The organism is Marinobacterium iners DSM 11526, assembly GCF_900107855.1.
Lineage (GTDB): Bacteria > Pseudomonadota > Gammaproteobacteria > Pseudomonadales > Balneatricaceae > Marinobacterium > Marinobacterium iners.
In genome coordinates, this window is sequence record NZ_FNRJ01000008.1 from 78,618 (window position 1) to 93,975 (window position 15,358).

5 protein-coding genes are annotated in these 15,358 nt (G+C 49.9%); 1 reads left to right on the plus strand and 4 read right to left on the minus strand.

The genetic code is table 11. The annotated features are described in order from the left end of the window. Positions 1-99 precede the first annotated feature (99 nt). The 4 genes from BLV48_RS19365 to BLV48_RS10385 form a co-directional block, all read right to left on the minus strand. Positions 100-9,063 (minus strand): calcium-binding protein, encoded by an 8,964-nt coding sequence (locus tag BLV48_RS19365; protein ID WP_091826656.1) that lies wholly within the window; start codon positions 9,061-9,063, stop codon positions 100-102. Between the two features lie 10 nt (positions 9,064-9,073). After that, a complete protein-coding gene (locus tag BLV48_RS10375) occupies positions 9,074-9,859 on the minus strand; it encodes a hypothetical protein (RefSeq protein WP_091826658.1) in 786 nt (261 codons plus the stop codon). Then, complete coding sequence (locus BLV48_RS10380; RefSeq protein ID WP_091826659.1) at positions 9,856-11,298, minus strand: HlyD family type I secretion periplasmic adaptor subunit; 1,443 nt, start codon at positions 11,296-11,298, stop codon at positions 9,856-9,858. Before BLV48_RS10380 ends, BLV48_RS10375 begins: the two co-directional genes overlap by 4 nt. Positions 11,299-11,376: 78 nt before the next feature. Beyond that, entirely contained in the window at positions 11,377-13,560 is a 2,184-nt protein-coding gene (locus BLV48_RS10385) for a type I secretion system permease/ATPase (RefSeq protein ID WP_254775017.1), read from the minus strand. A 369-nt stretch (positions 13,561-13,929) separates the two neighbouring features. Between BLV48_RS10385 and BLV48_RS10390 the strand changes: the two genes are divergently transcribed. After that, the gene (locus BLV48_RS10390) at positions 13,930-15,321 is read left to right on the plus strand and encodes an MFS transporter (RefSeq protein WP_091826661.1); all 1,392 of its coding nucleotides are present in this window, start codon (positions 13,930-13,932) and stop codon (positions 15,319-15,321) included. Positions 15,322-15,358: the final 37 nt, after the last annotated feature.

The window sequence follows — 15,358 nt, forward strand, 5'->3', positions numbered from 1 at the left end:
CCGGAACTGAGGCTTTAAGCCGACAATAAAAAGCCCCACTCCAACTAACTGGAGCGGGGCTTTTCCACCGATGAAATACCGGATTCTGATTTCGCCTCGTTAGGTGCGAACTTGCCAGGTATTCGCGATTGTTGCCTGTATCTGTTGTTCCTCTGCAGCCGTCAGCACAATTTCCCCATCAACCGGTGCACCGAAAGCTGCCATGGCGGACACCAATTGTTCGATCTGTGTGGCAGAGATTACAGCATCGTCGGTCCGAATACTGTCCAGCTGCTGGGTGGAGCCACTATACCAACCCTGTACCCTGACCTGGTCACTGCTGTTGCGGAAGTCCGCAAGCAGATCATCTCCATCGCGGGAAAACCAGAGATCGGATTCGTCGATACCATCCGCGAGCTGCAGCGTATCGGCATCACCACCGCTGGACTGATTGTTGATACTGTCCTGACCATCACCTGTTGAGTAGTAATAGGTATCAGAACCTTCTCCACCCATCAGGTAGTCATTCCCCTGATTGCCCTGCAACCAGTCATCACCTGCTCCACCATCGATCAGATCAGCATCGGAGGAAGCAATAATGATATCACCATCGGCCGTTCCACTGACCTGGGTACCAAAGTTCCGCTCATCCGGCATGCCCTGATAATCGGGTGACCCTGCGCTGTCCGGATTGTTCAGACCAAATACGCTGAAAAACTGATCGGATGTAATTTCGCCGCCGGAGGCAAACTCCACTCGGTCGATAGCAGCATCTCCGCCCAAGAAGAAGCTCTTCAAAGTAACAGCATCATTACTACCGCTGACGCGCAGAATCAAGTCATCACCGGATCTCATCAGACCACTGGATACCTGGCCAAAGTCGATATCTTCGAAGCGAAGTACGTCGATACCGCCTCCAGTATTATCGATGGTGTCCCCCCCATCTCCTGAATAGAACAGGTAGGTATCGTTACCTCGACCACCGAGCAGTGTATCGGAGCCCTCATTTCCACTGAGGGTGTCATCCCCGTTCCCGCCGGAAAGCAGATCATCGCCCTCACTGCCGGCAAGCTGGTCATTTCCATTAAAGCCGGAGATCAGATCCGAACCGGAAGTTCCACTCAGGGTACTGTCGTCTCCGACGGTTCCCTCTATGAACTGATCGTAACCGGTACTTCCCCCGGGTGCGGACAGCCCAAATGCACCGAAGATCTGATCCGAAGTCAGTGAGCCGCCGGATTCGAACTCGATGGTCTCGATTATCGCATTGCCATCAACGAAGTAGTCCTTCAGGGTCACTTGCCCGGATGCACCACCCTCTACCTGAAGGATCAGGTCATTACCCGACTTCATCAGACCGGAGGCAACCTGGTTGAAGGTGATACCTGCGGAAAATAGCAAAGTATCAGTCCCACTGGAGTCGCTCAAGGTGACCTCGCCAGAGGTGAATATGTAAGTATCGTCACCTTTGCCCCCCAACAATCGATCATCCCCCCCATTACCGATCAGAGTGTCGTTTCCTGCACCACCAACCAGAATATCTGCAGAAGCCGTACCGTTGATGATATCGTCTCCACCCAATTCAGCCACAGGATCTTCGCCAGTACCGGTTTCTCCCCCGGCATCATTACCCGGCTCACTACCATCTCCCCCTTCTCCGTCCTCAGGCACTTCAGCTGTCGGAAGATCTGTCAACATGGAGGCTATCTCACTGGCCATGATGGAGTAACCGCCATCGGTTGGTTGCACATAGCTAATTGAATAATCCCCGCCAAGAAAGTGGTTGATGACCCGCACCTGTTGTTCCAAATCGCCATCGACTAGAATCACCAGATCATCACCATCCTGATGGTAGCTAAGGCGGCTACGATCCAAGCCATCAAGGAAGAATATGCCATCACTACCGCCGCCAGTATTATCGATGGTATCCACTCCCTGACCCGCCGAGTAGTAGTAACGGTCATCGCCTTCCCCACCCTGCAGTTCATCATTACCATCCTCGCCAGCCAAAATATCGTTCCCGGCGCCACCGATCAGTTGGTCGTTGCCCGAACCACTGCCGGTGCCATTACCCCCGTATAGCTGGTCGGACCCGTTACCGCCCTCTATGCGGTCATCCCCCGTCATGCCGAATAGCGTGTCATTGCCTGCCAGCCCCTGAATCAGGTCGCTGCCGGAGCTGCCTGCCAACTGCTCCCCGGAGTCAGTACCGCTGATCACCGCATCGTAGTCACCACCGGTTTCCCCGGCCGACACGCGCTGATCGATCTGAGTGGTATTGATCATGTAACCACCGTCCGGTTGCACCCAGTCGATGGCACTCTCTCCACCCTGAAAATGGTTCAGAACACGGACGCTACCCTCGGAACCATCATCTATAAGGATCAGCAGGTCATCTCCAGCACGGGTAAAATGCAAACGATCTTCACTGATACCCGAGCCAAAAAACACCCCATCATTACCACCATCAGAGGTATCGATGACATCATGCCCATCGCCTCCAAAATAAACATACTTATCATCACCAGCACCACCAGACAGCTGATCGTTACCGATACCACCACTCAGCTGGTCACTACCATCACCGCCAAGCAGAGTGTCGTTACCGGCTCCCGCATCAAAGTAATCGGCTCCGGAACCGCCATCCAGCAGATCATCGCCACTACCGCCAAACAGGCTGTCATCATCGGCGCCACCATAAAGATAATCGGCACCCTCTCCACCTTGCAGACTATCATCACCTGCATCGCCTTCCAGCGTGTCATCACCGGCACGGCCTACAAGATTATCAGCCCCTTCGCCGCCGATCAGATGGTCGTTCCCCTCCTCTCCATCCAGATAATCATCCCCGGCTTCACCGTAGATCAAGTCATCACCGGTCCGACCCCAAACTTGGTCGTTGCCATCCCCGGCATGAATCTCTTCGTTCAGATCCCGATAACCGAGCAGGGTATCGTCGCTTGTCGTGCCCCGTGTGACAGAAGCCTCTTCAATTTCCAGATCCGAAAGTTCGCTACTATCATCAAAGAGGAAGCGATTGATCTTGAAGTGGTCGGTAGGCTCGGCGAACCATTTTTTAACCAGAATACTATCGGTGCCATTGGAGTGCTCGATACTCAGATCATCGCCATGGCGGATAAAGCTCAGATCGGTCGCAACTATTCCCGCACCAAACACCAGAGTATCGGTAGAGGGATCGATATTGCTGAATGCTCCATCGATATGGGTTTCAATCAGTGTGTCTTGGCCATCGCCGAGACTGAACAGATAGGTATCATCACCATAGGAGCCATAGAGAGTATCTGCACCGGTACCACCGGCCAGAGTATTAGCGGTGAGTGCCCAGGGGTCACTGTAGGCAACCAAGGTATCCTCTCCGGCACCGCCGAGCAGTGTATCGGAACCCTGGCCATAGAGCTGGTCGTTGCCGTCTCCGCCTGACAATGTTCCCTGGCCTTCCAGATAATCGTTGCCTGCATCGCCGGAGAGCTGACCTACACCGTACAGCTGGTCATTACCGTCCCCTCCAGAGAGCCGATTATCGTTACCACCTTCGGCATACAGCAGATCATTACCATCTTCACCGTACAACTGGTCATTACCGCTGCCACCATAAAGGCTGTCGTCATCCTGACCGCCGAACAGTTGATCGTCCCCTTCGCCCCCATAGAGGGCATCATTGCCGGTGTCGCCGAACAACTGATCGGTGTCGCTTCCACCTTGAAGCAAATCTGCGCCTTCACCTCCCGAGAGCAGATCTTCTCCTTGTTCACCATATAGCTGATCATCACCGGCATCACCATTGAGCTGGTCATCTCCCTGGCCGCCATAAAGCGCGTCATTCCCCGCACCACCCGATACCGTATCGGCACCCGCTGCTGCATACACAACGTCCGAACCGTCCTGAGCATGGATCACTTCGTCGGTATCAAACCCATTGATCTCGTCATCCAGATCGCTGCCCACCACTGCCTGAGCCACCAGATCAGCGAAGCTCCAGACAACACCATCGGAGAAACGAACCTCCTCAATACTCGAGGCCACTGCTGCAGAGTCACTGCCGTCATACTGGTTTTGAATGGTCAGCCAATCATCACTGCCAGGAATGAAGAGAAGAAGATCATCGCCGACACGGCGTACACGCAGTTCTGTTGAGGCTATATCGGTAAGCTCAATGGTATCCTCACCGGAGGCGTCGATAATGACATCTGCACCATCACCGCGGCTAAAGAGAAAGGTATCGTTACCCGAACCACCATTGATAGTATCGGCTCCGGTGCCACCGGAGAGCTGGTCGTGCCCGTCTTCCCCTTCAATGAGGTCGTTATTCGCCCCCCCAAAAAGCCGGTCATCACCACTGCCTCCGTAAAGCACATCGTTACCATCACCTCCAGAGACAATATCCCGCCCCCCAAAAGCACTAACCCAGTCATTTCCGTTGCCCGTCTCAATAACGTCATCGCCAGAGTAGGCCCGAATCACATCATCAGCCTCAGTGCCAGCCAAGGTGAGCAGGTATAATTGAGAAGCATCAATCAGCCTCTCCAGACCGGCAGTGTTCCTCACCCGAATACCTGAAATGGCAACTTCATCCTTGAACAGAGATGACAGTGACACTTTGTCATCCGGGCTGTCAGGGAAGGTAACTTCAAGATCCACCCCATTTCGGCGAAATACCAAGTTATCCAAGGGTAGATCGGACAGGTATATAGTCACTACATTCTCGTAGCTATCATGAATGAAGTCTTGGCCGTCACCGCGTGCAAATCTGTATTTATTAGTGCCAGAACCTCCATCAAGTGTATCGTCTCCCAGGCTCCCTTGCAGAAAATCATCACCGGCACCACCGATCAGACGGTCATTGCCAGCTCCTCCATACAGGGAATCCTGTCCACTCCCCCCTTCCAGATAGTCACTCCCTTCGCCTCCGGTGAGTGTGTCATTGCCTCCCTCGGCGATAAGGCGGTCATCACCCTCACCACCGTCCAACACGTCATCACCCTCACCGCCATAGAGAGTATCTTTCCCCTCGCCGCCAGAGATTAGATCGTTGCCATCACCACCCCGAAGGGTATCCTGGCCTTCGCCACCATCGAGTTCATCGTTACCGCCGTGCCCACTTATCTGGTCATCACCCCCTAATCCTGACAAAATATCGTTTGACGCATACCCCTCGATCACATCATCGTCGGCACTTGCCTGCAGCACCATGGCTTTCACATCATTGATGCCCCAGACTGAGCCATCCTGAAAGTGGATCTCATCGATGGCCGTTCCATCACCTGCTTCACCGCTAAAGTAATCGACAATGCGGATGCTATCGACAGAGGAAGTCTGAAGCAGCAGATCCATATTTACTCGGTTAACGGCAACGGACCCAACCTCGATACCGGCTCCAAACTCGATGACATCTATCTTGCTTTCGGAGTCCCCGGCGGCGTTATCAATAACATCCTTGCCATGACCCATATCGAACAGATAAGTATCACTTCCCCGTCCGCCTATAAGCCGATCATTTCCATCGTCTCCCGATAGATGGTCATCTCCATCATCCCCCATCAGCACATCGTCACCGATGCCACCGGATAGCCAATCATCCCCGGCAAGGCCATGAACCTTATCGTCCCCGCCAAGAGCATCAATGCTATCACCGGCTGCCGTCCCAAATATCAGATCATCATTTCCGGTAATCGATGATTCGGTCAGCAACGTCAGTATTTGCGCCTCATTAAGGCTGGTACCGTCTGCAAAGCGGATTGTCTCTATTGCACCAAAATCAACCGTTCCGTCGAAATCGAAAAAGTTGTCTATGCGCAGAGAACCGGCTTCAACACCATTTTCATCCCTGACAGTAATCCAGACCGTTGTGGTGTTACGCGAGAATGAAAGTCTCTCCTGAGTAACCCCTTCTCCAAAAACAATCTGGTCCAGCCCTCCACGGTCAAGAATCGTATCTGCACCCTGGCCTGCAGTGAAAAAATAACTGTCATTCCCTGCTGAACCATACAGCCGATCATCTCCAGACATACCATAAAAAACAGATCCATCATGACTGCCATACAGTATGTCGTCATCCCCGCTCCCAATTCTTGTAGAAAAATCGAAGAACGGAGCCAAATCAGGATCTGAAGAGGTGATAAATTGAAACGCATTATCACGCTGACCACGATAGTCAGGTGAGTAAGTTCCCAGATCAGTCAATACAGCTATGATGCCTTCAACCCGATCGGGATAACCTTCGGATAACAATGTGCTTAATATGCCATGCAGCTCATCCCAATCGACTTCAATTCCATGAGCATCTGAGCCAAATGCCGACTTGATAATATCCAGCTCTCCGGCATATTCAGTTTGTGCAAGTATCTGAGCTGCAGTAAAACGCTTGAATTCAAGATACTCTGCAATAAGCAAAGGCGCAGCCTGGCCATGAGGATTGGGATCACGCTCTCCCCAACACCAGGTTCCCAGGTAGGAATGACCCACCAGGTTTTCCAATGTGACGAGTTGTCGGGCATCCATCACATGCCCATAAACCTTGCTCGGATCACGGCTGTATGGGTCAACGCTATCTGCTCCGGCCCATCGGTAAATAAGGCCATCAAGCAGAGTGTCACGGGTAGCGGGGTCGGTTGCTTCAACATACTGATTCAATAACGAAACCAGTTCGGTATCATGAACCATCGCCTGCCAGAGATCCTGCACCTTGCCAAAACCTTTGGCATTCGCCAGCGATACCACCTCCGGAGTCAGCTCTACGTCACCACTATTCATACGGCGGGCAGAATCTATCTTGAACCAGACATCCGCCGCCGTGGAGGCTGTGCCATCACTGAGCATCACGGTGGATACCTGGCGGTGGGCATGACCATTGTCATCAATATAATCCGACGCAGCGTATTCGGTGCTGACTGAAACCACGCCGGCATCAGCCAAACTCTGAAACTCTCCGCTGTCACTGACGCCGTTGCCGTTCAAGTCGCGCCATACCTGAAGGTTCTCATAAGAGGCATCTTGTGAATCGACAATACCATCGCCATTGTCATCGTATTCCGCCAACGCCCGAAAACCATTCTCCGCAGTATCGCCATTATCGAGAGTGCTGTAGTTGCCAAATAGCTCCGTGCCGTTACTGATACGTCCGTTTCCATCACGATCATGAACCAGCAAGCCATCATCAGGGCTGACCCAACCGGTCATTTCACTTAGGCCGTCAGCATCCAGATCAAAATAGCTTGAACCGACCTCAAGCGTCTCAATACCATCGCCATCCAGATCTATAACGATGGGAGAGGTACGGTTTTCCGCATCGTCAATAACCGGCGTTTCGTCCTCGTCCTCTTCCTCCTCTTCGGTCAATACAATTCGCAGAGACACTTGCTCTTTACTGTAGTTTTGAATCTCTAAACTGCCGTTAACCGTCAGCGTCGAACCATTCAATACATAGGTATTACCACCACCGTAGTAGGTGTCTTCAGGATCGTTTTCTGTACGCGATCCTCCGGTAAGCAACCGGTTGTTAAAGAGAACCTGCCCCTTTCCATCGGCATCATTGACAATTTCCTGGGCATCAACATAGTAAGTATCGAACCCTGCGCCTCCTTTCAGCGTATCCTGACCAGAACCACCGCGCAGGACATCGTTGCCAGCTCCACCATCCAACAGGTCATCACCCTCACCACCTTCGAGATGGTCGCGACCGCCTTCACCGTAGAGTTCATCATTATCGCCCTCCCCATACAGAACGTCGTTATCCGAACCACCATAGAGGACATCATCACCCTCACCTCCAGTGAGGTAGTCGTCGTTATCACCTCCATACAGGGTGTCATCCCCTAGATAGCCAAGGATGTCATCATTTCCCGCTTCCCCATTCAGGGTATTATTACCGTCGTTTCCAAATATATAATTATCAAGGCTATTGCCCGTGCCATCTATATGGTCAGTTTCTGTCAGTATGAGGGATTCTAAATTTTCTGTAAGTGAGTAAGTTATGGAAGACTCTACCCGATCATCTCCTTCATTTTCATATTCGATGACTTCATCATTTTCATCATCAACGATATATGTATCGTCTCCGGTACCGCCATACATTTGATCGGCACCACTCTTACCATCGAGAGTATCGTTTCCTGCTCCACCGTAAAGTTCGTCACTTACCGATAGACCAATACCATATAAAACATCATTACCAGAACCAGCAATGATGGAAACACCATTATACGGAATAACTTCCGTTATATTAAAATAATCTACTGGATCAATCACCCCATCGTTATTGACATCTTTGCCATCATATATAACATACTTTCCATTATTATCTTCAAATGTGATAATTTCATTTGATATTAAACTTGATAACACGCTACCGAATAATAAAAGAAAATATTCTCTATTAATCGCCAGATTAGCAATATTTAATTTTTCTTGATTTTCAGCCTGATTGTTTAGACTTTCAAGTATTTTCCAGTCACTGCTAATATAATTTTTTTTAGAAACTGATCCGATAAACTTTATTGGAACCTGCCTTCCTATTCCAGATGGGTCTATTTCGTCTTCCGTTAAATAGTTAGTTACATCTGCTAAAATCCCATCACCATCGTAATCGAAGTTATCATCATCAGGTTCAACACATATATTTCTAGCTTCCCTAGTACCATCGGAATTAACGATAAATAGTGCATCATCATTAATCAAGTATCTTCCACTGCCGAATACATATGCTCGCTCAGCATAGTCTGAATCATATATTCCTTGATAATATTGTTTTACTGAAACATATTGATTGTTCAAGTTTATATTATAATAACCAAGTATATCAGCCTTTGTATATATACCTGGAGGTAAAACGCTTGCGCCTTTATAAAAAGCATCATCACCTTCAAGAAATTTTCTTACATATCTAAAACGCTCTACACCAACAAATCGTCCACCTCCAGTTGTCATGAATTCATCCATACCAACAGTCAATTCCGTCCCCAGCTCATCCCTAAGACGAATAAGCTGCTCATCCTTTAAGTCTAAAGGAGGTGAATTCTGATTAAATAAATATCTCGAAACGACTTGCTCTATTGTTGGCATACTCATAAAAAGGCTCCTATATTCTATTAATCTCTTCCGTGTTCATACCATTATCAGTACTTCTGGTCAGTATTTCACCGCAGTTCGAGACAGTTGCTGTGATACGATTTCCATAGGAAATGTTATTTTCAATCCATTTCTTTGATTGATCATAAGCACTGCTTTTCATATGCATATAATCTATCTCAGACTGTCCATATCTTTTATTATCACAACAATCTATGTGAACAACAGTTAATTTAATACTAAAGAAATTATTACCATACCCATTAAGGCGTTGAAATATAGTTGGGGAAAACCTGTCCTCATCTATTAAAAATGAATCAACTTTTCTTATATCGCTTTCAAAATAAGCAGTGCTATTTCCATAGCTGGACTCCCTATCATTCCTAGTGCCATAATGAACCAAAGTTAATTTAAACTGTGGATAAACAAAATCCAAATATGAATTTTCCATGGAGATATTTTCTATATTGAAATTTTTCTCAAATGACATACCATTATTAAATGATTTATTTATCACATCAATAAAATCAATATCATCATATCCAGGTATGATACCTATTATAGAGCCATGACCAGGGTATACTTTCTCCCACTCTATAAAATTTTTTATATTCATACGTATTAAATTAATTATAAATCTTTCCTTTAGCTCATCATCATTCAAAATTCGACCTTCAGATATACATACTCCATAATCATTTATTTTTATCATGGAATATAAAAGCAACAAAGTGCATGAAATAAAAACAAAAAATATCATACGTATTAATTTAATTTTTCTTTTATAGATCATCATCTTTCTTCCACACTATCCATCTTGTACTTCAGCAATGGCGTCAATATATATTCGATCAAAAGCCGCTTGCCGGTTTTAACCTCTACACTCACGCCCATACCCGGTACCAGATTGACTTTTTTCCCTTCCACATTTAGCCAGGTTTTATCCATACTGACAGTGGTCTTATAAATCAGCCCTTGTTGTTCATCGGCAATAGCGTCGGCGGAGATCTTTTCGATTGCGCCATCAATCACGCCGTACTTGGTAAAGGGGAAGGTGTGGATCTTGATCTCGGCGGATTGGGCGGTTTCGACGAACCCGATATCCTGGTTTTGCAGCCAGGCTTCCACTTCCAAAGTCTGATTCTCCGGTACGATCTTCATCAGTTCCTGCGCAGAGGTGACGACACCGCCAACAGTATGGATCGCCAGATCCTGGACGATGCCGTCCACTGGTGAGGTCAGCAGTTGTTTGCGGTTCAGGTCACGGGCTTTATTCAGTTCCTCCTGCAAGCTCAGATACGCTCGGTCCAAGTCAACTCGTTGTTGCAGATATTCGGAGTGCGTGCTGGCTTGCAGAGAAGCTTGTTGCTGTTGTAAATCAGCAATCTGGGCATTGAGCTGTGCTTGCTGGGCACGGGCAGCGGCCAGGTCTTGCTGCTGTTCAATCCTCTCCTGCTCCAGCTCCAGATACTGCACTCGAGCCGTCATTTTCTTGTCCATCAGGGTTTTCAGCGCTGCTACGCGTTGACTGATCAGTGGCAGGGTGCCACTGAGTTTGGTAATGAGGGTGGCATTAACCTGTTTTTCCGCTTTTTTGTTCAGCAATTGCTGCTCCAATTGCCGATATTGAGCCTGATAGGCCTGCTGTTGCTGAGTCAGCAAGAGCTGCTGCTGCTTCCTTTGATATTCACTGGCTTCAGGCAAACGACTCTTATCGCCAAAATTCATGCTGTTCGCTTCATCACGCACAGCATGTGGTGCTTTGAATTGTGCTGGTTGATTAAAACTGCCGACAAATGCTGCTAACTGCTCCAGACGCCACGCGTTAAGACGGTTTTGTAAGACTTCCTGACTGAGGCGCTTTTCATCGGCAGCGGTTTGTCCCTGATCAAGTATGACCAAGGGATCACCGGCTTTGACCTGTTGACCTTCATGGACGAGGATGCGGGAAACTATGCCCAGTTCGTAAGGCTGGATTTGCTTCACCTGCCCAGAGGGAACAATCTTGCCTTCAGCGGTAGCGACAATATCAACCTCGCCAACACAAGCCCAAATCACGCCAATGCTGAACAAAGCCAACAGGGTCCAGGCAGTTATCCGTGTAGCAGGATGGGGCGGCTTTTCACGAATCTCCAACGCAGCAGGCAGAAATTCCACTTCCTGACGCGCCACATGCCGGTCACCCAGTTTGGCACGTTGCTGCCACTTGTCTTTAATACGATGTAACAGCCCCATCTGTTTCTGATCCCTGTGTTGAGTCCGTTCCAATGTTGAGCCTGGCTATCCTTAGCCGCTATCCATCACACATTGCGACTATCCTTGCGTACTTTCTTCTTTATGCGTTTGTCGTATAGGGTTTAATGGCCTAGCCCCGCTTTGTAACTGATACAAGGCGTGGTAATGCCCCTTGAGCTTGATAAGCGCGTCATGGCTACCGGTTTCAATAATCCGCCCCTTTTCCATAACAAGAATACGGTCACAGTGACGCACGGTGCTGAGACGGTGAGCAATGATGAAGACGGTACGATTACGGCAGATGGCAGACATATTCTGCTGGATGATTCGTTCCGACTCGTAATCCAGGGCACTGGTGGCCTCGTCAAAAATCAGAATTCGAGGGTTGGTAATCAAAGCACGAGCAATAGCGATACGTTGCCGCTGTCCACCGGAGAGATTGCAACCGTGCTCCCCCACCGGGTTGTCGTATCCTTCTGGCAATTCCAGGATAAATTCGTGGGCACCGGCCAGTTTGGCGGCTCGCACCACTTGTTCCATTGGTAACCCCGGGTTACTCAGGGCAATGTTCTCCCGAATGCTGCGATTGAAGAGGAAGTTTTCCTGCAACACGACACCTATATTCCGCCGTAACCAAGCGGTATCGACCATCGCCAGGTCAACACCGTCAACCAGTACCCGTCCACCTTCGGGTACGTACATGCGCTGAATCAGTTTAGTCAGTGTGCTCTTGCCGGAACCGGAACGGCCAACAATGCCAATCACTTCGCCCGGCGGTACTTGCAGGGATATGTCGTTGAGAATGCGTGGTCCATCCGGGCGGTAGCGAAACTGAATATGCTCGAAAGTGACCTTACCCTCCAATGATGGCAGCGTACTGCGATTGGGGTTGTAACCTGGTTCAGTCGGGGTATTAAGGATATCCCCCAAACGTTTGACGGAAATGCCCGCCTGCTGGAACTCCTGCCATAACTGCACAAGTTTAAGGATCGGCCCCGAAACGCGACCGGCTATCATATTGAAAGCAATCAGCTGGCCAACGGTCAGGGCACCATCGATCACCAGATGGGCGCCGTACCAGATAATTAGTACAGTGGTGATCTTGTTGATGAACCCTGCGATCTGATTGGCGATATTGTTGAGGTTCTGGGTCCGGAAGGAGGCGGTGACATATTTCGAGAGCTGGTCTTCCCACTTGCGTTGCATCTGGGGCTCTACCGCCATCGCCTTCAACGTTTCAACACCGTTGACCGCCTCGACCAGAAACGCCTGGTTTTCGGCACCGTGCTGAAATTTCTGCTCCAGGCGATGCCGCAAGATTGGGGTGATGAAGATGGATAATGCGATATAAAACGGGATGGTCATCAAGACAATCACCGTCAGGGTTGGGCTGTAGAGCCACATCACGGCAAAGAATACGACCGTGAAAAACAGGTCAATCACCAGAGTCAGTGCAGTGCCGGTGATGAAGTTGCGGATGGTATCAAGTTCTCGCACCCGAGCCACACTCTGCCCGACCTGCCTCGCCTCGAAATAGGAGAGCGGTAAAGAGACCAAATGATTAAACAGGCGCGCCCCTAGCTCTACATCCACTCGGTTGGTTGTATGGGAGAACAGATAAGTGCGCAAACCACCAAGAATTGCATCGAACAGGGCAATTACTACAAAGCCGATGGCAAGCACATCCAGGGTTGTAAAGCCACGGTGTACTAACACCTTGTCCATTACCACCTGAAAAAATAGCGGTGTAACCAGAGCAAACAGCTGCAGAAAAAAAGAGATCAAGATCACTTCGCCAAAGAGTTTGCGGTATTTAAGCAGCGAAGGAATAAACCAGCGGATATCGAATGCTTTGAACTGCTCCACCAACCCACTTCGGCGGGTCAGCAAGATTAGCTCCCCTCCCCAGACCGACGCCAGCTCGCTCTCGGTAAGCGAACGGGGCTGAGCTATACCCGCTTCCATTATCAAAACCTTACCCTGCTCCTCACCTGACTCAGCATGAGATACCCGGGCGATGATAAAGAACTCTCCTTGGCGATTGATGCCGATGGCAGGAAGAGAGGCGTTATTCAACTGTTGAAAGGTCTGGGTAGTTTGCCGGGCTTTTAGCCCAAGCCGCTTGGCTGCTCGGAGGATCTCCATGCACCCGAAGGGTTGCCCAGGGATGGCAAACTGGTGGTGTAGCTGCTGAGGTTCAGCGGGCATCTGGTGAAAACGCAGAACTGTGGTCAGTGAAAACAGACCTGTATCCATGGTCATTAGCTTAAAATCATCCTTGACAAAGCCATTTCTATTAAAAGATCCTATTTCATTAATTCTCAAAGTGCAAATTGAGACCCATAAAAATTAACCCGCTTATTATTCTATCGCGCTCATACGATGACATTACCTCTCTAAATTTGGGAGGACTGTGGCTGTCTCCGCTTCACATCCTTAATCCTTGTAAGTGCGATGGTAGTTTAGCTCATTGGTATGGCTTGGCGACCAAGATCCTTGCTGACCTTGCTATGAAACTAGAGCTTTTCAACACCCGCCGGCTTTTCTTTGTGCAAAGATGTAACAACCGTTACAGACCAGGCATGGGCAGATTAGAATAAAGCTGTTGTCCATGAAGAACAGGAACTCTCGATGACCGCGTCTCAACCCTCTGCGTATGAGTCAGCCTCAGTGCGCTGGCTCACGCTGATCAGCATCTGTGTCGCAACGTTTCTGATGCCGTTGAACATGTCCTCCGTCAACGTCGCTCTTCCGGCCATTGCCGCTGATCTGAGCGCTGATGCGGTACTGGTCAGCTGGATTCCAACCATGAATCTGCTCGGTGCCATCGCCCTGCAGCTTCCGGCGGGTCGTATCGCTGACATGATCGGACGCAAGCGGGTATTCCTGAGCGGACTGCTGCTGTTTACTCTCAGCTCACTGGCGGTAATCATCATCGACAGCATCGGATGGCTGCTGTTGGTGCGTCTGCTGCAGGGGATCTCTGGTGCCATGATTTTCGGTACCGGTATGGCTATTGTGTCTCAGGTGTTTGCCAACCACGGACGTGGTATGGCGCTTGGGCTGACGTCTACGTCAGTCTATCTGGGGCTGACCTGTGGCCCGCCCATCGGAGGATGGCTGACTGAGTGGTGGGACTGGCATGCCGTGTTTCTGGCACCGTTGCCATTAGCGATCATCTGTGCGCTTCTGGTATGGCGGCACGTGCATGAAACCGAACGTCAGGCAGACGAGCGGCTGGACTGGATCGGCAGCCTGCTGTTTATCGCGGCCTCAAGCCTGTTCTTTGTTGGCCTGGCAGAGCTGCCCACCATCAATGGCGGCCTGCTGGCACTGTGTGGCCTGCTGTTGCTGGCCGGGTTTGTGTATCAGCAGGAACACTCACCTCACCCACTGATTCGTCTGCGGCGCATGGTGCAGAACAAAATCTTTTTCCGCTCCATTCAGGCCTGCTTCTTCATGTATGCCGCCAACTATCCGCTGCAGTTCCTGCTCAGTCTGTATCTACAGTATATCCGCGGACTATCGCCGGCCGAGGCCGGTCAGCTGATGCTGCTGCAGGCGATGATGATGGCGCTACTGGCACCTTTTGCCGGTCGCCTTTCGGACCATTTTGAACCTCGAATACCGGCCACTCTGGGTTGCCTGATGTTTGCAGCTGGCTTTCTTATACTGGCTATGCTGGATCAGGACAGTGGCAATATGCACGTCATCATTGCGCTGCTGGTCATGGGTACCGGCTTTGGTCTGTTCTCGTCGCCCAATAACAACAGCGCCCTCAGTGCGGTACCCACCGAAAAGCTCAGCATCGGCTCCTCACTGCTGAATATCTCCCGCACGCTGGGCAACATGTTGGGGATGGCCGTTGTGGTATTCCTGTTCAACATTATGCTTGGCAATGAAAGGATTACACCGGAGCAGTATCCGGCCTTGATGAATCTGTTGAAGCTGGCGTTTGTATTGTGCTGTGGCTATGCCTTGATGGCCGGATGGCGGTCCTGGTCACGTGGCAAGGTCAGGTAGAAGCTGGTAGAAGCGAGGTCAATGAAGGGAAAAAGCC